Source organism: Seonamhaeicola maritimus (genome assembly GCF_008056315.1).
Classification (GTDB): Bacteria; Bacteroidota; Bacteroidia; order Flavobacteriales; family Flavobacteriaceae; genus Seonamhaeicola; species Seonamhaeicola maritimus.
The window spans coordinates 236,381-258,076 of record NZ_VRKQ01000008.1; the positions used below are offsets into that span (position 1 = coordinate 236,381).

Consider the following 21,696-nt stretch of genomic DNA (forward strand, 5'->3'; position numbering starts at 1 on the left):
AATACGGTTTTTAGAAGTTTGATGTTTCTCTATAAGCGTTTATCACGGCAAGTTCACCTTTTTTTCCTTCAATAGAATTTCCATGTTCCATTCCTAATACACCATTAAAGCCTTTGTTTTGGATGTGCTTGAAGATATTTTTATAATTGATTTCTCCTGTAGTTGGCTCTTTTCTCCCAGGGTTATCGCCAATTTGAAAGTAGCCTATTTCGTCCCAAGTTAAATCTATATTTCGAATGATATGACCTTCGGTTTTTTGAAGGTGATATATATCGAATAAAATCTTACAAGCAGGATTATTTACTGCTTTACAAATCATATATGTTTGATCTGATCGTTGAAGATACAAATCAGGAGAATCTGATAGTGGTTCTAAAACCATGGTTAATCCATGAGGTTGCAAGATATCTGCTCCTCGTCTTAAAGCTTCAATAACATTAGAATCTTGAATCCCAATAGGAAGTCTTCTTTGAAAACCCCCTGGAACAACGGTGAGCCATTTTGCGTTTACCCGTTTAGCCACTTCTACAGCATTTTTACAACCATTTAAAAAGATGTCTATGAACTCCTGTTTACCAGCAGCAAGGGTGTTCTTTAAATTACCGCCTTTTTGAATTACAAAAACGCCCATCGTCATATTGCGTTTGGCTAGTGCTTCACCTATTTTGGTTTGAAGTGCAACATCTCGTTTCATCATGTTGTTATCTTCAAAAGCTGTAAACCCTTGATCTGCCATAAAATTTATTTGATCAATAGGGTCGGTGCCGGCATGATTTTTAAACATCCCTAAATGAGGTGCAAACTTCATTTTAAATGGGTCTGAAGAAAAGGTGGTTTTGCTAGTTTTTGTCAAAGCATTTACACTAGTAATTCCCATTCCAGTTAAAGAAGCTGCGGCAGCACTTTTTTTTATGAACGATCTTCTTTCCATACTTACTATATTATAAAGTTTGTTTGTCCTGGTGTAGGGATTGGGTAATTTCCATGTTCATCACAAACGGTAGGAGGTATGCTATCCCAGTTTAAAGAGTCTTCATCTGGAACAATTTGATAGTTAGAATTCATGGCTTGATCCCAAGTAATTTCTTTGCCAGAATAAGTGGCCATTCTGCCTAGAATGGCAGACATGGTGCTTTTGGCTCCATAGTCTCCGTCGTTAATATAATCTCTTTGACCTCTTATGGCTTGAAAAAGTTTATCATGTTCAGTTTGATATGGGCTTGGATCTTTGGCTCCACTATGCTCATAAATGCTCTTACCTTTATAAGATTTAAGATTTGCAATATTTCTTCCGCTTAAATCTACAGTCCCTTTGGTGCCTTGAAATGACTCAGCAACTCTCCTAAAACAATCTTTTTGATGTCTACATTGGCTAGAAATTATGGCGCCTCCTGGGTATTCAAATTCTACAAAGTGATGGTCAAAAATCTCACCGTGATCTTTACCTGTTCTTACTTGTCTTCCACCCATACCTTGAGCTTTTATTGGGAATTCACCAATAAACCAATTGGCAACATCTATATTGTGAATGTGTTGCTCTAAAATATGGTCTCCACAAAGCCAGTTGAAGTAATACCAGTTTCTCATTTGGTAATGCATTTCAGACCATTCTTCTTGTCTAGGTCTCACCCATACACCAGCACTATTCCAATAAACTTGTCCAGAAACAATTTTTCCAATTTTTCCTTTTTGAACCAAATCATAGGCTGCTTGGTAATTTTTTTGATAGCGTCTTTGTAGCCCAACAACAACATTAAGCTTTTTTGCTTTTGCTTGTTTAGCAGCTTCTAATACCTTTTTCACACCAATTACATCTGTAGCAACAGGTTTTTCCATAAAAACATGTTTCCCTTGGGCAATGGCATATTCAAAATGTTGAGGTCTGAATCCTGGTGGTGTTGCAAGAATAACAACATCAGCTTCATCAATGGCTTTTTTATACGAACCAAGTCCTACAAATTGCTTTGAAGGTGGAACATCCACCTTGCTTGAATTAAACGTTTTGGAAAGATTATCTAATGATTTGCTTAATCGGTCTTGAAAAGCATCCGACATGGCTACAAGTTTAACATTATCATCAGCTTTTAAGGCCTGAGCTGCAGCTCCGGTACCTCTTCCTCCACAGCCAACAACAGCTAACTTTAAGGTGTTTTCTTTTTTAGAATAGGTTGAAGCTGTTAGCATTGAAGGTGCAAGAATAATACCTCCAGTAACTAATGAAGATTCTTTTACAAATTTTCTTCTGGATAATGTCTTTTTTGTTGTCATGATAATCTTTTTAAATTCTAAAGTGTTTATCGGCTTTAGCCAATATTTTAATACCTTGTTGGAAGGTTGGATTTTGGTATGCACTAAGAAGATAAAAAAGGCTGAATTGTAGAGCCTTTACATTTACTTCTGGTGTTTTTTTATAATTCTAAAATCTCAATATTCTTAAACTCTACCGGGTGACTTTCACTTTGCAATGAAATATAGCCCCCTTTTAAAGGTTTGCCTTCTTTTGTTTTCCAAAAAACTTCATTGTAATCTACTTTACCACCATATTGAGGTTTGTTGTAACTCATCACCTCTTCACCGTTAATAAAGTGCTTAATAATGGAATCATTTCTCACTTCAATTTCTACATTTACCCATTGTTCACCATGATATGTTTTGGAATTTGAAGTTATACAATGGTTCTTTTCTAGAACACTGTTCATTTCTACATGAGTTCCAGGTGTACATAAGTTAGCTGTACTACGCTCATCTACTCCGTTACCACCTAAAAGCTGTACTTCAATAGATACAGGGAAATTTTGATCTAAACCTATTTTCATTGGGTCTTCGCAATGTATCATGATGCCACTATTTCTATTTGCCCAACCTGCGCCGTCGGATAATTGATCTCCCGTAAAACGGTAATCCATTCTAAAACGGTAGTTAGAATATGATTTTTTATGATAAATATGCCCAAAGGTATTATTAAAAGTGTCTTTGTATTTTTCGTAGTTCACTTTCATAATACCATTTTCAACTATAAAGGTGTTGTTGAAATTATCACCTGCTGGATGCCCTTTAATTTTAATAACCCAATCGTTAAGGTCTTTTCCATTAAATAACTTAACCCAGTTTTCTTTAACAAGTTCTACAGTAGCTTCCTTTTCTTTGTTTTTACAACCAATTAATATGGTCATACAAATAATAATTGAAAATAATTTACGTATCATATTTTTAGTTTATGCTTGAAGGGACCATGCTTTTCCATCGGTAGTTTCGTTAACGTCAATACAACCGTTTTGGCTTCCAGGAACTGGCCTGTAGGCTAATACGTTTTCGCCAATTTGTTCGGTAGTTTTATAAGCCCAAACAGATTGACCTCTTAATCCGGCTAGCGCACCAAAAGTTAACTTCTGTTCTTTATTAAAGTCTTTCCGGTCTTCTGGTTTTGACTTAAGATATTTTGCTAAAATAGCATCGTATTCTTCGGTAGTTAATTTTGAGATTTGAAATTCAGGATCTTTGTCTACTGTTAATTCTAAAACAATTGCTTTAATTCCTTTTATGAATTTGTTCTTATCTTCTTCGTTATAAGATTTAAAAGCTAATAAATCAATAAATTCAGGAACATTAACCTCTAAAGCTCCGGGAGAAGCTTCTGTTTTGGGAAGGATAAGATCAACCAAATTTTTAACTATAATACCTTCATCAATTGATAGAAGTTGAGGAACCCATTTTTCTGCTTCGGTAGTACATCCTTGTAAAATACTTAAAGCACTCGGAGCCACTGCGGCGTATCCTAACGATAATCCAATGTTTTTTAATGCGTCTCTACGTTTCATGAGTTTTGTGCTTTAAATTGTTTAACAGCATGACTTGCAGCTCTGGCGGTTAAGGCCATATATGTTAGTGATGGATTTTGACAACCAGATGAAGTCATAGCGGCACCATCTGTTACGTAAACATTTTGTACAGTGTGAATTTGGTTATGTTTATTTAAAACCGATGTTTTAGGATTATGTCCCATACGGGCGGTTCCCATTTCATGTATACCAATGCCGGGAGCAGCTACTTTATCTCTAGTAACAATGTCTTTAAAACCTGCTTTTTCTAACATGGTTATAGCTTGGGCAATCATGTCTTTACGCATTGCAAATTCGTTCTCCTTCCATTCAGCATCAAAAGTTATGGTTGGTAAACCCCATTGGTCTAGTTTGTCATAATCTAAAGTCATTTTGTTATCATGATATGGTAAACATTCACCGAAACCGCCAATAGATAAATGCCATCCACCTGGTTCAAGCATTTTTTCTTTGAATTCGGCACCATAACCTAATTGGTTGATTGTTTCAGAATAATCACCTCTACTTCCTTTTCCTTGATAACCATAACCTCTAAGGAAGTTTTTATTTTCGTTAGTCTTGTTGCCTAGGTTAACAAATCTTGGAATATATAAACCATTTGGTCTTCTTCCAGAATAGTATTTGTCTTCAAAACCGTCAATTCTTCCCGAGGCTCCTGCACCTAAATGATGATCCATAATGTTATGACCTAATTCGCCTGAATCATTACCTAATCCGTTAGGAAATCTATCTGATTTAGATTGTAGTAAAATGGAAGCAGTTGCCATAGCAGAAGCACAAACAAAAATGACATCTGCTTTAAATTCTATTTTTTCTTTGGTTTCTGAATCAATAATTTTCACACCTGTTGCTTTCTTTTTATCAGCATCATACACAACCTCATAAGCAATAGAATTCGGTCTTATAGTCATATTTCCCGTGCGTTCGGCAGCAGGCAATGTGGAAGAATTACTGCTAAAATAGGCGCCATACGGGCAACCACGACTACAACGGTTACGGAACTGACACTTGCTTCGTCCTTCTCTTGGTTTGTCACTTGTAATATGCGCAACACGACCAATGGTTAAAAGACGCCCATCATCAAAGTTTTTAGATAGACTCTCTTTTAGATGTTCTTCAACGCAGTTGAGTTCCATTGGTGGATCAAAAACGCTATCAGGTAAATGTGGTAATCCTAAAGCTTCACCGCTAACACCAATATATTCTTCAACATAACTGTACCAAGGCTCTAAATCTTTATATCTGATGGGCCAATCTACACCATGACCATCTCTTTTATTAGCTCCAAAGTCTAAATCACTTAAGCGATAACTTTGTTTACCCCACATAATTGAACGACCTCCAACATGGTAACCGCGTAACCAATCAAAACGCTTTGTTTCGTTATATGGGTGCTTAATATCATCAACAAAAAAATGCTTGGTTTCATTTTTAGTTGTATAACCAGATCTAGCTTGTTTAGTTTGTCTTGCTTTTTCTTCGGGAGTGGTTTTCCCTCTAAGTTCTTGGTCCCAAGGGTCTAAATTAGCAGTAGGGTAATCTTCTATATGTTTCACCATTCTACCACGCTCAAGAACTAAAGTTTTTAGGCCTCCTTCACATAATTCTTTGGCAGCCCAACCTCCTGTAACACCTGTGCCAATAACTATAGCATCATATTTATCTTTTATTTCTTTCATAAATAAATTAAGTCATTATTGTAAGGACCACGCTCTTCCATTGGTTTTTTCTTCTAATGAAATACAACCTTGATAATTGCCTGGAACGGGATCATAAGCCAAAACATTTTCGCCAATTTCTTCTGATGTACAATACCCAAAAATGGTATAATACCTAACAGTTAGTAGAAATTTATAAATGTGATATGAATCGGCTTCAGTTTCTGCAACCTCTTTTATGTTTAACTTTTGTTGATTTATTACTTTTTTTGAATCTTCTTCTGAAAGATCGAAATAACTTTTTAAAACTACATTAAATTCTTTCTTTTTAACATCAGATATGGGTTTGTTTAAGCTTTGTATAATCTTTTTTGAAAATAAATTGGAGCCTTTTTTGAATTGTTTCTGGTTTTCGTCTAATTCAACTTCATAAAACATCATGTCTAGAAATTGTGGAATATTAACATCAAGAGCGCCTGGGATTTCTGTTTTTGGTAATATGATATCAGTTAAATGCGTAATCATATATTTTTCGTCTTCAGAAAGAAACAAAGGAGTCCAAGTTTCTGTTTTTTCTTGACAAGAAGCTAGAATACTCATTATGGTAGGTGTGGCAACAGCATATCCAATTCCGGCGGTTAAATTTTTTAAAGCGGTTCTTCTATCCATAATCTTAACTGTTTTTGTTCTTTTTGAATTCTTTAGCAGCATGATTGGCAGCACGTGCTGTAAATGCCATATAGGTTAAAGATGGATTTTGACATGCTGAAGAAGTCATAAAAGCACCATCAGTCACATAAACATTTTTACAAGAATGAACCTGATTATATTTATTAAGGACTGATGTTTCTGGGTCGTTACCCATGCGAGCAGTTCCCATTTCATGAATACAAGCGCCAGGAATTGCTTTTCCTAGAAAGCCTTGAACGTTTTTATAGCCTGCTGCCTTTAACATCGCAACTGCTTGATCACGCATATCTTCACGCATTTTAATTTCGTTCTCTTTTACTTCGGCATCAAAATCGATAGTTGGTAAGCCCCATTCATCTAACTTATCATAATTGAGGGTCATTTTATTTTCGTGATATGGTAAACACTCACCAAATCCACCCATGCCAATTGTCCATGGTCCTGGTTTTAAAATTTTCTCTTTTAAATCTTTACCAAAACTTAATTCTGAAACAGCATGTTGCCAATTGGTTCTACTGGCAGATCCTTGATAGCCGTAGCCACGTACGAAGTCTTTTTGATCTGTTTTATTATCGCCTAAATTCCTGAATCGAGGGATGTAAAAACCGTTGGGTCTATGGCCTTTATAATATTTGTTGGTAAAGCCATCAACTTGTGCAGAGGCACCAACAGCATAATGATGATCCATTAAATTGTGACCTAGTTCACCTGAATCGTTGCCTAATCCATTAGGGAAACGTTCTGATTTTGATTGCATTAAAATTGAGGAGGAAGCAATTGCAGAGGCACAACAAAAAATAATGTCGGCTTTAAAGAATATTTTTTCCTTGGTTTCGGTGTCAATAACTTTTACTCCCGTAGCCTTTTTTAATGTGTCATCATAAACAATTTCATAAGCAATTGAGTGTGGTCTTAAAGTCATATTTCCAGTTGCCTCTGCGGCAGGAAGTGTGCATGAATTACTACTGAAATATCCTCCGAATGGACATCCTCTCATACATCTATTTCTGAATTGACATTTGCTTCGGCCTTTATGTTCTTTATCTCCAGTTATATGAGCTACACGTCCAATAGTTAAAAGCCTTCCATCTTCAAAATTGTTAGCAATGTTCTCTTTTAGGTTTTCTTCAACGCAATTAAGATCCATTGGTGGCTCTAACTTTTGATCAGGAAGTTGTGATAAGCCTAAATTTTCTCCTGAAACACCTATATATTCTTCAACCTTATCGTACCATGGTTCAATATCATTGTATCGTACTGGCCAATCAACACCATGACCATCTTTTTTGTTCGCTTCAAAATCTAAATCACTTAATCTATATGATTGTTTTCCCCACATAATGGAACGTCCGCCAACATGATAACCTCTCAGCCAAAGGTATTCTTTGGTTTCACTGTATGGGTGTTTCAAATCATCAACAAACCAATGTTTTGTGGCGGGCTTAGTGAGTGCGCCATTCCATAAGTTACTTTGTTTCGGTTGATTTTTAATCTCCTTTGGGTGTTGTTTTTCTCGATGTTTAAAATCCCACGGGTCCATATACATAGTTGGATAGTCATCAATGTGTTTAACCATGCGTCCCCGTTCAAGAACTAAAGTTTTTAAACCGTTTTCACAAAGTTCTTTGGCTGCCCAACCTCCACTAACACCTGTTCCAATTACGATAGCATCGTAGGTGTCAACGTTTTCTTTTTTTGAGTTATTAATCATTAATATGTAAATAAAAATCTATTAGAATATGATAGAGAATGATACGTATTATTGCTAATGCGCTTGAAAATAACAATAATTTTTATATTAAGTGGAAAAATAGCTATTTTGCGGAGTAAAAGTGTTTAAAATATTTCAGTGAAAATAAATATACAGGAAATTGAACCTTATGAGGCAGATGGTGTGGTGTATCATGCTGATACTTGTTTGCCTTTAATTGATGCTTATAAACGTAAGAAATTAAAGTTTAAAGCATTGGCTAGACACACCTATCCAGGAGACCGTTTGGATGAGAATACAATTGGCTTAAATAGTATAGGTTATTGGGATGCCAATGAGCCACAGGATTGGGGTTTAGATTGGCATAGAAACGAGGGTATAGAATTTCATTTTTTAGAGTCTGGAACCATGCCTTATGCTCAAGAGAATAAGGAGGTTTTGTTAACACCTAATCACTTAACTATTACCCGTCCTTGGGAAGCTCATAGAGTAGGGAATCCATATATAGGAATGGGTAAGTTTTATTGGGTTATTTTAGATTTGGGAGTGCGCAGACCGCATCAAGAATGGGTGTGGCCAGATTGGATTACATTAACCAATGAAGATCTTGCGAGACTTACTACTATTTTAAGGCATAACCAGAAATCTATTTTAAAGACAGACCAACGTGTTAGAGACTGTTTTAAACGTATTAATTTAGCTGTTAATACAGATGAAAATGGTAGCAATGCCTCTAGAATTAGGTTGTTAATAAACTATCTTTTAATTCTTATTTTAGATTTATTGAATACGGAAAATATTGAGTTGAATGAGTCTTTAACAGATAGCTCTAGAAGTGTGGAGTATTTTCTTAAGGAATTGGATAAAAATTTATCAGAAAATTGGACCATTGAGCAAATGTCACAATCTGCAGGAGTAGGGCTGACTAGATTTACACATCATTGTAAGCAGTTGACTAATTTAACGCCAATGAGGTATCTTACAATGCGACGGTTGGAAATGTCTAAAAAAATCCTGCTTGAAAAAGAAAATTTTACCGTTAGTGAAGTGGCATATATGTGTGGTTTTACTACAAGTCAATATTTCTCAACGGTATTCAAAAAACACGAGAAATGTTCTCCAAATGAATATCGTAGATTGCATTGTGTTAATGAGGCTTTAACAGCATATCCTGAAATTTAATTTAGTTTGTTCAAAATATTTCACTGAATAAAAATAAACAGTAGAAAGATTTTATTTGTATATTTTCACGTGTTTACCAACAATAACTAACTAATAGTAATGAAACGACGTGATTTTATTTATAAAGCTGGTCAAACTGGATTAGCTTTATCAGTTCTTGGATTAACTTCTTGTAAAAATTCTTCAAAAAAAAATAGTGAAATAGTAGAAGCTGAAACTTCGGTTGTTGAAGATCCTAGCTTGTTTTTTAAAATTTCTTTAGCACAATGGTCGCTTCATAGAGCTTTACGAGGTGGTGAATTAGATAATTTAGATTTTGCTGCCAAAGCAAGAAGTTTTGGATGCGAGGGGGTTGAGTATGTTAATGGGTTTTTCAAAGATAAAGCTAAAGACATGGCTTACTTGAAAGAAATGAATTCAAGAGCAGATGCTGAAGGACAGCAAAATGTCTTAATTATGATAGATGGAGAAGGGGCTTTGGCACATGCTGATGAGAAGCAAAGATTAAAGGCTATTGAAAATCATTATAAATGGGTAGAAGCCGCTCACTTTTTAGGTTGTCATGCCATTAGGGTAAATTTAGGCGGGGCAAATAATTATGACGATGGTATTAAAGCAGGGATTGATTCTTTAACAACACTCTCAGACTTCGCAAAAGGGTCTAACATTAATGTGCTAGTTGAAAATCATGGTGGGTATTCTTCTGATGGACAATGGATGCATAAGGTGTTCTCTCAAATTAAAAATGAGAACTGTGGAACACTTCCAGATTTTGGTAATTTTTGTATGAAATATGGTGAAAATCGTACTTGCTTAGAAGCATACGATAGATATAAAGGTATGCAAGAGTTGTTGCCGTTCGCAAAAGCGGTAAGTGCAAAGTCTTATGATTTTGATGCTAATGGAGATGAAACTAAAATAAATTATTTGCGAATTATGGAGATGGTAAAAAGTGTTGGATATACTGGATTTGTTGGAATAGAATACGAAGGGCGTAATGAATCAGAAGACAAAGGTATTGAGTTGACAAGAGATTTATTAATTAAAGTCGGTAAGCAATTATCATAAAATAACTAACCAAACTAAAATATTTATTATGGAGAATATTAATAAAAACAGACTCTTTTTGGCAAGTTGTCTTGCCTTAATTACAACAGCAATGACATTTGCTATTAGAGCACGTTTAGAAACTGTTTTTGGACCTGAAGGAGTCGGTTTAACTTTAGAGCAAATAGGTTATGCTTTTGCACCTGCCTTTTTTGGGTTTACCATTGCAATGATTATAGGGGGGCCTTTAGTTGATTTGTTAGGGATTAAGAAAATAACTTGGATGGCCTTTATTACACATGCAGTTGGTATCGTTTTAACTCTCATGGCAGATTCTATGACCTCGCTATTTATTGCTACGCTATTTATTGGTATTGGTAATGGATTTGTTGAAGCTGCTTTAAATCCAATGGTAGCCTCAATGTTTCCGAATGAAAAAACTAAAATGCTTAATAGGTTCCATGTATGGTTCCCAGGCGGAATTGTGATTGGAGCTATTGTAGGATGGTTTATAATGGATGTGCTGGATTTAAGTTGGCAAATTATGGTGGGAACTTTATTTATTCCACTGGTTATTTATGGTGTTCTTTTTTGGGGACAAAAAATCCCAGTTACAGAACGTGTGCAATTAGGAATCAGTAATAAAAAAATGTTTTCAAGTGTACTAAAACCTCTATTCTTGTTTATGGTGGCTTGTATGTTTTTGACAGCCGCTTCTGAACTTGGAACTACACAACGTATTGAATCACTTTTAAAAGAATCGGTAGCGGCTCCATTATTAGTTTTGGCTTTTATTAATGGAATTATGGCACTAGGTAGAATGTTTGCGGGTCAGGTTGTTCATAAGTTAAAGCCTTCAGGTATGTTGTTGTATTCGGCCATATTTACTTTTATAGGGTTATGGATGTTAACAGTTGTTAGTGGAGGGATGGTTTTTGTTGCCGCTGCAATTTTCGCTGTTGGAGTAACATTCTTCTGGCCAACAATGTTAGGTTTTGTGGCAGAATATTTGCCTGAAACAGGAGCTCTTGGTTTATCAATTATGGGAGGAGCAGGAATGTTTTCAGTATCTATAGTGTTGCCAATAATGGGGAAATTAATGGATGATTCGAATGCAGCAGAAGCGTTGCGTACTATGTCTATTTTACCAGCTATTTTAATTGTAGCTTTTTTAGGGCTTAGTATTTATATGAAAAAAAGAAATAAAACAGTAGAAGCATAAATAAAATATGAGTAGAAAATTAAGAATGGGAATGATCGGTGGTGGCACCGGTTCATTCATTGGAGATGTTCATAGAAAAGCAGCTTCAATTGATGGAATGATTGATTTGGTTTGTGGTGCCTTTAGTAGTAGTGCCGAAAAATCAATTACTTCAGGAAAAGCATTATATCTAAATGAAGATAGATGTTACGGGAGTTTTGAAGAAATGATTCAAAAAGAAAAAGAACTCCCTGAAGATGTTAGAATGGATTTTGTAGCTATTGTAACACCAAATCATATGCACTTTCCTCCCGCTAAAATGGCTTTAGAAAATGGTTTTAATGTGGTTTGTGATAAACCGATGACTTTGACCTTGGACGAAGCAGTTGAATTAGAAAAGATTGTTGAAAAGAGCGGTAAACTTTTCGCTTTAACACATAATTATACGGGTAACTCTTTGGTTAAACAAGCCAAGGCGATGGTTGATAATGGTGACTTAGGAAACATTAGAAAAATTCAAGTGCAATATCTTCAAGGGTGGTTGTCAACTGCTGTAGAAGGAACAGATAATAAACAGGCTGCTTGGAGAGTAGATCCTAAACGTTCTGGAATTGGAGGCGCATTAGGTGATATTGGTACACATGCTGAAAATTTGGTAGAATATATTACAGGATTAAAAATTGAAGAGTTAGCAGCAGACCTTGGACGGTTTGGAGATGGACGTGTTTTAGATGATGATGGCAACGTGTTAATCCGTATGGAAAATGGTGCTAAGGGTACCATGTCTTTTTCTCAAATTGCTTTAGGTGAAGAAAATAATTTGGCTATTAAAGTCTATGGAGAAAAAGGGAGTTTGGAATGGCATCAGGAAAATCCAAACCAATTGATAACACATTGGTTAAACGACCCTGTGAAAGTTTACACGCCCAATGGTAATAGTCTTTACCCAGAAGCACTAGCTGTGTCAAGAATTCCTGCTGGACACCCAGAAGGGTATTTAGAAGCTTTTGCTACTATTTATAAGAATTTTGCAACGCATTTGTTAGCAGTTTTAAATGGTGAAACTATTGAAAATCCTGATTACCCAACAGCTAAAGATGGAGTGCGAGGTATGCAATTTATTTATGCATCTGTAGAGAGTGATAAGAATAATGCTGCCTGGACTAAATTAAGTTAACAAAAAATATAAAGTAATAAATGAAAACAATAAAAGGACCTGCAGTTTTTCTAGCTCAATTTGCAGGTAGTGAAGCACCATTTAATAGTTTAGATGGTATGTGTAAATGGGCAGCAGATTTAGGCTATAAAGGTATTCAGATTCCAACTTGGGAGTCTCATTTGATTGATATTGAGAAAGCAGCTGAAAGTCAAACATATTGTGATGAATTGAAAGGAAAAGTAAATTCTTATGGTTTGGAAATCACAGAATTATCTACGCATTTGCAAGGGCAATTAGTAGCTGTTAATCCAGCTTACGATTCTATGTTTGATGGTTTTGCGCCTGAGCATGTTAGAGGTAACCCAAAAGCAAGAACAGAATGGGCAATTGACTTTGTTAAAAAATGTGGTACTGCAAGTGGAAGATTAGGCTTAAATGCTCATGCTACCTTTTCTGGTGCTTTGATGTGGCATACCGTTTATCCTTGGCCACAAAGACCAGCTGGATTGGTAGAAATGGGATTTAAAGAATTGGCTAATCGTTGGACACCAATCTTAAATCATTTTGATGAATATGGTGTGGATGTTTGTTATGAGATTCATCCAGGAGAAGATATTCACGATGGTATTACCTATGAAAGGTTTTTAGAAGCCACTGGAAATCATTCACGTGCTAATATCTTATATGATCCAAGTCATTATGTATTACAGCAATTAGATTATTTATCATTCATAGATATTTACCATGAAAGAATTCGTTCGTTCCATGTAAAAGATGCAGAATTTAATCCTACAGGAAAACAAGGTGTTTATGGCGGATATGCCGATTGGAAAGATCGTGCTGGACGTTTTAGAAGTTTAGGAGATGGTCAAGTTGATTTCAAAGGGATTTTCACTAAGCTAACTAAATACGAAGTTGATGTTTGGGCTGTCATGGAATGGGAGTGTTGTATAAAATCTTCTGAACAAGGTGCTAGGGAAGGTGCGCCATTCATTCAAAAGAATATTATAGAAGCAGCTCAAAGAAGTTTTGATGATTTCGCAGGAGGAGATATTGATGAAGACTATTTGAAAAGTGTATTAGGTGTCTGATACTAACTTATAAATAATATTAAACCATGCAGATAAAAGAAGCTACAGAACAATTTGATGTTATCATTGTTGGCTCTGGTGCTGGTGGAGGTATGGCTACCAAAATTTTATCTGAAGCAGGATTAAATATTGCAGTTATTGAAGCGGGACCATTTTTTGATCCGGCAGACCCAAAAACACGTACCCAGTTAAAATGGCCCTATGAATCTCCTAGAAGAGGAGCTTCGTCTTCAAGACCTTTTGGTGATTTTGATATGGCCTATGGAGGCTGGGATATTGAAGGAGAACCATATACACACAAGGGAGGGACTAAGTTTGATTGGTTTCGTTCTAGGATGTTAGGTGGTCGAACAAATCATTGGGGGCGTATTTCATTACGTTTTGGGCCAAAAGATTTCAAAAGAGGAAGTATTGATGGTTTAGGTGAAGATTGGCCTATTTCTTATGAAGATGTTAAACCTTATTACGATAAGGTAGATAAACTTATTGGGGTTTTTGGAAGTAAAGAAAACTTACCTAATGACCCTGATGGATTCTTTTTGCCAGCACCAAAACCACGTTTGCACGAACTCTACTATATAAAGGCGGCTAGAAAAGCTAATATTCCGGTTTATCCATCAAGGCTATCAATTTTAACCAAAAGAATTAATAACGATAGAGGAGCTTGTTTTTATTGCGGACAATGTAGTAGGTCATGTAGTGTTTATGCCGATTTTTCATCGGGTTCATGTTTGATTTTTCCAGCCCAAAAATCTGGAGGACAGATTAGACTGTATACAGATTCAATGGTTAGAGAAGTTGTGACTGATCCTTCTGGTAAGGCAACTGGTGTCGTCTTCATTAATAAAAATGACCGAAAGGAATATAAACTTAATGCGAAAGTAATTGTACTTGCAGCTTCGGCATGCAGTACAGCTAGAATTTTACTAAATTCTAAAAGTAAGGTTCACAGAGATGGTTTGGGAAATAGTAGCGGTTTGGTTGGAAAATATTTGCACGATTCAACAGGAACAAGTAGAGCAGCTTTTGTTCCGGAATTAATGAATAGGAAAAGATACAACGAAGATGGTGTTGGAGGCATGCATGTTTATACACCTTGGTGGTTAGATAATAAAAAACTAAATTTCCCAAGGGGCTATCATTTAGAAATTTGGGGCGGACTATGGATGCCATCATATGGAATTGGTTTTGGAGCTAATGGATTAAATAAATTTATAGGTGAGCAGGTAGGTGGTTATGGAAATCGTTTACGCGATGATATTAAGAAATTCTATGGAGCTGTTATGGGGGTTTCTATGAGAGGGGAAAGCGTGCCAATGGAAGATAATTATTGTGAAATTGACCCTGATACTGTGGATGAGTGGGGTATTCCGGTTTTGCGATTCCATTATAATTGGACTAAGTATGAGAAGCTTCAGGCTAAACACAGTCATGAAATTTTTGAGGAAATCTTTGATAGTATGGGTGCCCAATTGTTAGGCAATAAACCTAATTCTGAGAGTGATTATGGATTAGATGCTCCGGGAAGAATTATCCATGAAGTAGGAACAACCCGTATGGGGAATGACCCAAAAAAGTCGGTTACTAATAAATACCAGCAATTACATGATGCAGATAATGTGTTTATTGTTGATGCGGGTCCATTTGTATCTCAAGCCGATAAGAATCCAACATGGACAATATTAGCTTTGTCGTGGCGTACCTGCGATTATATTATAAGTGAATTAAAGAAACAGAACATTTCGTAAATTAGTGTTATGAACAGAAGAGATTCAATAAAGTCTATATTGTTAGGTTCACTGGCAGGAGGAGTGGCCTTACAGGGTTGTTCAACTGAGGGAGCTTCTGAAGTTGCTCCAAAGGAAATTACTTTTCCAGATTATGGAAGAACATCAAAGGAACAGTTACGAGATAAAGTACTTTTAAATGAAGTGTTTTTTAATGAACACGAAATAGCCACAATTGCTGTGCTATGTGACATTATATTACCTAGTAATGAAAATTTTGGGTCTGCTACCGATGCAGAAGTGCCTGCATTTGTAGAGTTTATAGTAAAAGATATAGAAGAGTATCAACTGCCTTTAAGAGGTGGTATCATGTGGCTTGATAACTTCAGTAACAAATTATATAATAAAGAGTTTATAAGTTGTGACGAGTTAGAACAGAAAAATATTTGCGATCAAATAGCATATCCTGAAGAAACTGAACTAGAATTATTGCCTGGAGAAAAGTTTTTTACTAATATGAGAAATTTAACCTTAACCGGCTATTATACATCTAAAATGGGAATTGAAGATTTGGGTTATAAAGGTAATGGGCCAAATATTTGGGATGGTATTCCTGCAGAGGTTTTAGAAAAACACGGATTAAAATATGATGAAGAATGGTTAGCAAAATGTGTTAATCAGGAAAACCGAAGTAATATTGCTGTTTGGGATGATGATGGAAATTTAACTACATAATTTATAAGATGAAAACCCTAATCTACATACTTTTTATTTTTACTATTTTTTTATCCTGTAAGGAAAATAACAATAATACTCAAGCGTCAATACAAGGCGAATGGGAAACCCTTTTTGATGGTTCTTCTTTTGATAATTGGAAAGTATATTTAAAAGAAGATATATCTTCTGCTTGGGCTATGGAAGATGGCGCTATGGTTCTTGATAAGGCAGACCATTCTAATAATATCATTACCAAATCAAAATACACGAATTTCATTTTAAGTTTGGAGTGGAAAATTGCCGAAGGTGGTAATAGTGGTGTTTTTTGGGGTGTTCATGAAGATGAAAACTTGAATCAAGCATATCAAACGGGCCCAGAAATTCAAGTGTTAGATAATGAACGCCATCCTGATGCTAAGGCAAATCCAAAATATCATCAAGCTGGAGCTTTATATGATATGGTGCAACCTTCGCAAGATGTTTGCAAATCGGCAGGCGAATGGAATGCTTGTGAAATTAAAATTAATCATAAAACGAACCAAGGATCCGTTAAATTAAACGGAACTCTGATTGTGAAATTTCCAGTTCACGGACAAGCTTGGGACGCCATGGTTTTAAATTCAAAATTTAAAGGTTGGGAGCATTTTGGAAAGTATCATACAGGCCATATAGGTCTTCAAGACCATGGAGATAAAGTGTGGTATAGAAATATTAAAATCAAAGAACTATAAAATGAAGAAACTAATTATTAGTACTCTGGTAATTGGCGCTTGCTTTTTGTCTTGTAAAGGGCAAGAGAAAAAAGAAGTGCAGCAGAAAGAAATTTTGACGCCCGAAGAAAGAAATAAAATAGATCCCAAACTCACTGAATTTTGGGAGCCAAAAGTGCCTAAGGTAACTCCAGGTAAAAATGCTGCTGCTCCAAGTGATGCCATTGTTTTATTTGATGGCTCTAATTTTGATAGTTGGTCGCAGAAGAGTAGCTCTTCGGTTGGGTGGACACTTAATGATGATGGTTCTATGACAGTGAATCCAAAAACGGGTGGGATAACTTCAAAGCAAACCTTCGGAAGTATCCAGTTGCATTTAGAATGGAAATCACCACCGAAAGTTGAAGGTAAAAGTGGTCAGGGGCTTGGTAATAGTGGTGTATTTTTGCAAGGGCGCTATGAGGTTCAGGTATTAGATAATATTGATAATGAAACCTATTCTAATGGTCAAGTAGGTTCTGTTTATAAACAGTCTATTCCGTTAGCAATGGCATCCGTTCCAACGGGAGAATGGAATACTTATGATATTATTTATCATCAACCAGAATTTAACGAATTGGGAGAGGTAACAAAAAAAGCAACTATTACTGTTTTGCATAATGGTGTTTTGGTGCAAGATCATTTCGAAATTCAAGGGCCAACAGAATACAAAGGCCCGCCAATTTATAAAGCTCATGATAAAGCGCCTATTCATTTGCAAGCACATGGAGATTTAGTGAGCTATCGAAATATTTGGGTACGGGAATTATAAAGCAGTTTTTGTTAATAGAAACACGTTTAATAAACAAAAACAATCGAGAAAAATTCTTGGTTGTATTGTTTTATAACTTAACCTAATGCATTGTTTTTAGGAGATTTAAATTGTTTTTTCTTTAAATTTCTTTAAAAGGAATTAACAAACGCTGCAATATTGAAAATTAAATAGCCTAATTATCGTATTATCTTTAATTTTATTAAAAATTGATATTTGAGTAAGTACTGTTTCAAAATAAATTTATAGTTTTACACCATGGAAAATTTAAAAAACAAAATACGTTGTACTACACCCGGTTTGCCCGTGCGCTGTCGCCGCCGCTTCTAATATATTTATTAGTGAACCCAAAAACGTAATTTTAAATTTTTTCAAAAGTGTCCAAAATATTTTTCATAGCATTTCAAAACAGAGTTAATTCCATGACAATTAACAATAACTTTGTACGTCGCTTTTTCCCGCGTCGCCCGTAAGGGTATGTATGATATTTTTGAATTAGGCGCGTCCAATTCAGCTTCCAAAGCAAAATTAAAATCACAGATATTCAATTAGAGAGAAAAAGATGAAGGTTGTAATAGCCGATAAAACACATATAAAATACGCCAAAGACATTTGCGAGACTATTGCAGAATCTGCCTCAGTTAGAGGAACTGGAATAGCAAAAAGGTCACCAGAGTATATTGCATCCAAGATGGAGAATGGCAATGCTGTTATTGCTTTAGATGATGATAAATTTGCTGGCTTTTGCTATATAGAAAAATGGGGTCATGGTAAATTTGTAGCTAACTCTGGGCTTATTGTTCATCCAGATTACAGAGGGCAAGGTTTAGCTAAAAAAATTAAACTTAAAGTTTTTGCTCATTCCAGAAAGAAATTTCCAGATGCTAAAGTTTTTAGTATAACCACTGGATTGCCTGTAATGAAAATGAATAGCGATTTAGGGTATAAACCTGTTACGTTTTCTGAATTGACAGATGATCAAACCTTTTGGGATGGCTGTCAAACTTGTAAGAATTATGATGTCCTATCTCGTACTAACAGAAAGATGTGTTTGTGTACAGGTATGTTGTTCGATCCTTTGAAAGTAGGTGAGGGAGCAGGAAAAAAACAAGTAAAAGAAAAAGTTTTTAAAAGATTAAAAAGAATAAAACAAGCATTGTTTTTAAGAAAAGATAAAAAGTAATAAAATGAAGAAGTTAGTAATAGCATACAGTGGCGGTTTAGATACATCGTATTGTGCAGTAAGTTTGTCAAAAGAATTTGAAGTTCATGCAGTAAGTGTAAATACTGGTGGATTTACAAAAGAAGAGATAAATCATATAGAAAGTAATGCTTATAAAATGGGCGTTGCTACTTATAAAAACATTGATGCAGTTGCCACCTTTTACCAAAAAGTGGTGAAGTACTTGATTTTTGGAAATGTATTAAAGAATAATACGTATCCTCTATCTGTAAGTGCAGAGCGTATTATTCAGGCCATTGAAATAGTGGAGTATGCAAAAAGTATAGATGCTGAATATATTGCACACGGAAGTACTGGAGCTGGTAATGACCAAGTAAGATTTGATATGATTTTCCAGACTTTGGCACCTGGTATTAAAATTATTACCCCAATTAGAGACGAACAACTAACCAGACAGCAAGAAATTGACTATTTAAAAGAAAATGGTATTGATATGTCTTGGGAAAAGGCTAAATATTCTATCAATAAAGGCCTTTGGGGAACTAGTGTTGGAGGTGAAGAAACTTTATCTTCTGAAAAACCTTTGCCAGATGAAGCTTATCCTTCACAGTTAAAACATGCCGAGGATGAAAAGGTGAAGTTAACCTTTAGTAAAGGGGAATTAGTAGCAGTTAATGGCATTGAAAATAATCCTGAAATTAATATTGAAGTGCTTAACAATTTAGCCTCTGTCTATGCTATTGGTAGAGATATTCATGTTGGTGACACCATTGTTGGTATTAAGGGTAGAGTAGGTTTTGAAGCCGCGGCTGCATTAATAACAATTAAAGCACACCATTTATTAGAGAAGCATACTTTAACGAAATGGCAATTACAACATAAAGAATATATAGCTAGTTTTTACGGTATGCATTTGCATGAAGGGCAATACTTAGATCCAGTAATGAGGGATATGGAAGCCTTTTTACAAAGTAGTCAGGATAAGGTAACAGGTGAGGTTACGGTAACTTTGAAACCTTATCATTTTGATTTGGATGGAATTAGTTCTGAGCATGATTTAATGAGTGCTAAATTTGGTAGCTATGGCGAAGAGAATAAAGGGTGGTCTGCTGAGGATGCTAAAGGATTCATTAAAATTCTTGGAAACCAAAACAAAATATATCAACACGTAAATTCATAGATAATGATTAAGGTTGGAATAATAGGAGGAGCAGGTTATACTGCGGGTGAGTTAATTAGATTATTAATATCTCATCCTGAAGCAGAAATTGATTTTGTGTTTAGTACCAGTAATGCTGGGAACCAAATTAGTAAAGTTCACCAAGATTTGGTGGGGTCTTTAGATAAAATCTTTACAGATACCGTGAATCCTAATGTTGACGTATTGTTCTTGTGCTTAGGTCATGGAAATTCGGTTAAGTTTTTAAAGGCGAATACCTTTTCTGAAAACACTAAAATCATTGATTTAGGAAACGACTTTAGGCTAGAAGCCGATAAAGTTTTTGAGGGTAAATCCTTTGTTTACGGATTACCAGAGTTACAAAGAGAAGCCGTTAAGGATGCTAATAACATAGCAAATCCAGGGTGTTTTGCAACAGCCATTCAATTAGGCTTGTTGCCGCTGGCCGATGCAGGTTTATTGAATCAGGATGTTCATATTAATGCCGTAACTGGTGCAACAGGAGCAGGAACTTCTTTATCGGCAACCACACATTATACTTGGAGAGATAATAACTTTTCGTATTATAAACCATTTACGCATCAGCATTTAGGCGAGATTAACCAGTCGGTTAAGCAATTGCAGAATGGCTTTGATTCTGATATTTTGTTTATGCCAAATAGAGGGAATTTCTCAAGAGGTATTTTCGCGACAATTTATACCGATTTTGAAGGGTCTGTTGATGAAGCAAAAAACATGTATAAAGCTTATTATAAGGACGCAGCTTTTACTTTTGTGTCTGATGATAATTTACATTTAAAGCAAGCGGTTAACACCAACAAATGTTTAATTCATTTGCATAAGCATAAAGGTAAATTATTGGTAACAAGTATTATTGATAATTTATTAAAAGGAGCCTCAGGGCAAGCAGTTCAGAATATGAATTTAATGTTCGGGTTAGAGGAAACAACAGGCTTACAACTAAAAGCTACATACTTTTAAAATTACAAGATTATGAAAATAGCCATTATAGGAACCGGTAACTTAGGAAGCTCAATTGCCAAAGGGTTAATAGGTAATAAGTCTTTTACCTCTTTATATTTAAGTGATAAAAACACTTCTGCGGTAAAGAGTTTTGAAGTTGAGGATTATGTAACTATTACTAATTATAACACCGAAGCAGTACAAAATTCTGATTTGGTAATTTTTGCATTGCAGCCCAGACATGTTGATAAGGTATTGAAAGAGGTGGCGCCATTTATCACAAAAAAGCATTTAGTGATGTCTGTTGCTGCAGGATTCGCTATTTCAAAGATTGAAAGTGTGATTGGTGCAGATAAACATATCATTCGTGTCATGCCAAATACGGCTATTTCTATTGGTAAATCCATGACTTGCTTATCGGCAAATGAAGTGGGAGAAGAAAAGATTGAATTAGCAAAAACTATTTTCAATCAATTAGGAACTACCATGGTTATTCCAGAAGAACAAATACAAGCGGCAACGGTAATTTGCGCTAGTGGTATTGCTTTTTGGATGCGTTTGGTACGTGCTACAACACAAGGAGCTATACAATTAGGTTTTGAAGCTGAAGAAGCTCATGAGTTAGCATTACAAACTTGTTACGGCGCTGCTAGTTTATTGAAAGAATCTGGTAGACATCCAGAAGCAGAAATTGATAGAGTTACCACTCCAAGTGGTTGTACTATTGAAGGTTTAAATGAAATGGAACACCAAGGATTAAGTTCATCATTAATCAAAGGAATCAATGCTTCATTTGAGAAAATTAATCAAATTAAAAACAGTTAAAA

General features: G+C 35.4%; 20 protein-coding genes. 13 read left to right on the top strand and 7 right to left on the bottom strand.

All coding sequences use genetic code 11. From position 1 onward, the window contains the following. Positions 1-10: 10 nt before the first annotated feature. The 7 genes from FUA22_RS00995 to FUA22_RS01025 all read right to left on the bottom strand — a co-directional run bounded on the left by FUA22_RS00995 (position 11) and on the right by FUA22_RS01025 (position 7,898). Positions 11-931, bottom strand: a complete 921-nt coding sequence (locus tag FUA22_RS00995) for a hydroxypyruvate isomerase family protein (protein WP_147765690.1) — start codon at positions 929-931, stop codon at positions 11-13. A gap of 5 nt (positions 932-936) precedes the next feature. Further along, positions 937-2,268, bottom strand: coding sequence for a Gfo/Idh/MocA family protein (locus FUA22_RS01000; RefSeq protein ID WP_147765692.1), 1,332 nt, complete (start codon positions 2,266-2,268; stop codon positions 937-939). A 140-nt stretch (positions 2,269-2,408) separates the two neighbouring features. Then, positions 2,409-3,173, bottom strand: a complete 765-nt coding sequence (locus FUA22_RS01005) for a 3-keto-disaccharide hydrolase (protein WP_241664728.1) — start codon at positions 3,171-3,173, stop codon at positions 2,409-2,411. Between the two features lie 42 nt (positions 3,174-3,215). After that, positions 3,216-3,818 (bottom strand): gluconate 2-dehydrogenase subunit 3 family protein, encoded by a 603-nt coding sequence (locus tag FUA22_RS01010; protein ID WP_147765696.1) that lies wholly within the window; start codon positions 3,816-3,818, stop codon positions 3,216-3,218. Then, complete coding sequence (locus FUA22_RS01015; RefSeq protein ID WP_147765698.1) at positions 3,815-5,518, bottom strand: GMC oxidoreductase; 1,704 nt, start codon at positions 5,516-5,518, stop codon at positions 3,815-3,817. Before FUA22_RS01015 ends, FUA22_RS01010 begins: the two co-directional genes overlap by 4 nt. A gap of 15 nt (positions 5,519-5,533) precedes the next feature. Continuing rightward, positions 5,534-6,166, bottom strand: a complete 633-nt coding sequence (locus FUA22_RS01020) for a gluconate 2-dehydrogenase subunit 3 family protein (protein ID WP_170309814.1) — start codon at positions 6,164-6,166, stop codon at positions 5,534-5,536. 4 nt (positions 6,167-6,170) lie between these two features. Beyond that, positions 6,171-7,898, bottom strand: coding sequence for a GMC oxidoreductase (locus tag FUA22_RS01025; RefSeq protein ID WP_147765702.1), 1,728 nt, complete (start codon positions 7,896-7,898; stop codon positions 6,171-6,173). Between the two features lie 138 nt (positions 7,899-8,036). On the opposite strand from FUA22_RS01025, the gene FUA22_RS01030 reads away from it, so the two are divergent. The 13 genes from FUA22_RS01030 (at position 8,037) to proC (ending at position 21,694) form a co-directional block, all read left to right on the top strand. Next, positions 8,037-9,080 carry an AraC family transcriptional regulator gene (locus FUA22_RS01030; protein ID WP_147765704.1) on the top strand — a complete coding sequence of 348 codons (1,044 nt, stop codon included), beginning with the start codon at positions 8,037-8,039 and terminating at the stop codon, positions 9,078-9,080. A 99-nt stretch (positions 9,081-9,179) separates the two neighbouring features. Continuing rightward, entirely contained in the window at positions 9,180-10,148 is a 969-nt protein-coding gene (locus tag FUA22_RS01035; protein ID WP_147765707.1) for a sugar phosphate isomerase/epimerase family protein, read from the top strand. Positions 10,149-10,176: 28 nt separating this feature from the next. Beyond that, on the top strand, positions 10,177-11,349 hold the full coding sequence (locus tag FUA22_RS01040; protein WP_147765709.1) for an MFS transporter: 1,173 nt from the start codon (positions 10,177-10,179) through the stop codon (positions 11,347-11,349). A gap of 7 nt (positions 11,350-11,356) precedes the next feature. Then, on the top strand, positions 11,357-12,505 hold the full coding sequence (locus FUA22_RS01045; protein WP_170309815.1) for a Gfo/Idh/MocA family protein: 1,149 nt from the start codon (positions 11,357-11,359) through the stop codon (positions 12,503-12,505). 20 nt (positions 12,506-12,525) lie between these two features. Next, on the top strand, positions 12,526-13,578 hold the full coding sequence (locus FUA22_RS01050; protein ID WP_147765711.1) for a sugar phosphate isomerase/epimerase family protein: 1,053 nt from the start codon (positions 12,526-12,528) through the stop codon (positions 13,576-13,578). Between the two features lie 26 nt (positions 13,579-13,604). Further along, on the top strand, positions 13,605-15,326 hold the full coding sequence (locus FUA22_RS01055) for a GMC family oxidoreductase (RefSeq protein WP_147765713.1): 1,722 nt from the start codon (positions 13,605-13,607) through the stop codon (positions 15,324-15,326). Between the two features lie 9 nt (positions 15,327-15,335). Continuing rightward, positions 15,336-16,040 (top strand): gluconate 2-dehydrogenase subunit 3 family protein, encoded by a 705-nt coding sequence (locus FUA22_RS01060; RefSeq protein WP_147765715.1) that lies wholly within the window; start codon positions 15,336-15,338, stop codon positions 16,038-16,040. 8 nt (positions 16,041-16,048) lie between these two features. Further along, a complete protein-coding gene (locus FUA22_RS01065) occupies positions 16,049-16,753 on the top strand; it encodes a 3-keto-disaccharide hydrolase (RefSeq protein ID WP_147765717.1) in 705 nt (234 codons plus the stop codon). A gap of 1 nt (position 16,754) precedes the next feature. Beyond that, positions 16,755-17,543 (top strand): 3-keto-disaccharide hydrolase, encoded by a 789-nt coding sequence (locus FUA22_RS01070; RefSeq protein ID WP_147765719.1) that lies wholly within the window; start codon positions 16,755-16,757, stop codon positions 17,541-17,543. Positions 17,544-18,105: 562 nt separating this feature from the next. Continuing rightward, a complete protein-coding gene (locus tag FUA22_RS01075; protein ID WP_147765721.1) occupies positions 18,106-18,726 on the top strand; it encodes a GNAT family N-acetyltransferase in 621 nt (206 codons plus the stop codon). A 4-nt stretch (positions 18,727-18,730) separates the two neighbouring features. Beyond that, entirely contained in the window at positions 18,731-19,906 is a 1,176-nt protein-coding gene (locus FUA22_RS01080) for an argininosuccinate synthase (protein ID WP_147765723.1), read from the top strand. 3 nt (positions 19,907-19,909) lie between these two features. Then, a complete protein-coding gene (argC, locus tag FUA22_RS01085; protein ID WP_147765725.1) occupies positions 19,910-20,887 on the top strand; it encodes an N-acetyl-gamma-glutamyl-phosphate reductase in 978 nt (325 codons plus the stop codon). Between the two features lie 12 nt (positions 20,888-20,899). Continuing rightward, complete coding sequence (proC, locus tag FUA22_RS01090) at positions 20,900-21,694, top strand: pyrroline-5-carboxylate reductase (protein ID WP_147765726.1); 795 nt, start codon at positions 20,900-20,902, stop codon at positions 21,692-21,694. Positions 21,695-21,696: the final 2 nt, after the last annotated feature.

What these genes read in the sequence shown, in the direction of transcription:
- FUA22_RS00995 (WP_147765690.1), bottom strand. Translation starts at nt 931, where the DNA reads ATGGAAAGAAGATCGTTCATAAAAAAAAGTGCTGCCGCAGCTTCTTTA.
- FUA22_RS01000 (WP_147765692.1), bottom strand. Translation starts at nt 2,268, where the DNA reads ATGACAACAAAAAAGACATTATCCAGAAGAAAATTTGTAAAAGAATCT.
- FUA22_RS01005 (WP_241664728.1), bottom strand. Translation starts at nt 3,173, where the DNA reads ATGACCATATTAATTGGTTGTAAAAACAAAGAAAAGGAAGCTACTGTA.
- FUA22_RS01010 (WP_147765696.1), bottom strand. Translation starts at nt 3,818, where the DNA reads ATGAAACGTAGAGACGCATTAAAAAACATTGGATTATCGTTAGGATAC.
- FUA22_RS01015 (WP_147765698.1), bottom strand. Translation starts at nt 5,518, where the DNA reads ATGAAAGAAATAAAAGATAAATATGATGCTATAGTTATTGGCACAGGT.
- FUA22_RS01020 (WP_170309814.1), bottom strand. Translation starts at nt 6,166, where the DNA reads ATGGATAGAAGAACCGCTTTAAAAAATTTAACCGCCGGAATTGGATAT.
- FUA22_RS01025 (WP_147765702.1), bottom strand. Translation starts at nt 7,898, where the DNA reads ATGATTAATAACTCAAAAAAAGAAAACGTTGACACCTACGATGCTATC.
- FUA22_RS01035 (WP_147765707.1), top strand. Translation starts at nt 9,180, where the DNA reads ATGAAACGACGTGATTTTATTTATAAAGCTGGTCAAACTGGATTAGCT.
- FUA22_RS01040 (WP_147765709.1), top strand. Translation starts at nt 10,177, where the DNA reads ATGGAGAATATTAATAAAAACAGACTCTTTTTGGCAAGTTGTCTTGCC.
- FUA22_RS01045 (WP_170309815.1), top strand. Translation starts at nt 11,357, where the DNA reads ATGAGTAGAAAATTAAGAATGGGAATGATCGGTGGTGGCACCGGTTCA.
- FUA22_RS01050 (WP_147765711.1), top strand. Translation starts at nt 12,526, where the DNA reads ATGAAAACAATAAAAGGACCTGCAGTTTTTCTAGCTCAATTTGCAGGT.
- FUA22_RS01055 (WP_147765713.1), top strand. Translation starts at nt 13,605, where the DNA reads ATGCAGATAAAAGAAGCTACAGAACAATTTGATGTTATCATTGTTGGC.
- FUA22_RS01060 (WP_147765715.1), top strand. Translation starts at nt 15,336, where the DNA reads ATGAACAGAAGAGATTCAATAAAGTCTATATTGTTAGGTTCACTGGCA.
- FUA22_RS01065 (WP_147765717.1), top strand. Translation starts at nt 16,049, where the DNA reads ATGAAAACCCTAATCTACATACTTTTTATTTTTACTATTTTTTTATCC.
- FUA22_RS01070 (WP_147765719.1), top strand. Translation starts at nt 16,755, where the DNA reads ATGAAGAAACTAATTATTAGTACTCTGGTAATTGGCGCTTGCTTTTTG.
- FUA22_RS01075 (WP_147765721.1), top strand. Translation starts at nt 18,106, where the DNA reads ATGAAGGTTGTAATAGCCGATAAAACACATATAAAATACGCCAAAGAC.
- FUA22_RS01080 (WP_147765723.1), top strand. Translation starts at nt 18,731, where the DNA reads ATGAAGAAGTTAGTAATAGCATACAGTGGCGGTTTAGATACATCGTAT.
- argC (WP_147765725.1), top strand. Translation starts at nt 19,910, where the DNA reads ATGATTAAGGTTGGAATAATAGGAGGAGCAGGTTATACTGCGGGTGAG.
- proC (WP_147765726.1), top strand. Translation starts at nt 20,900, where the DNA reads ATGAAAATAGCCATTATAGGAACCGGTAACTTAGGAAGCTCAATTGCC.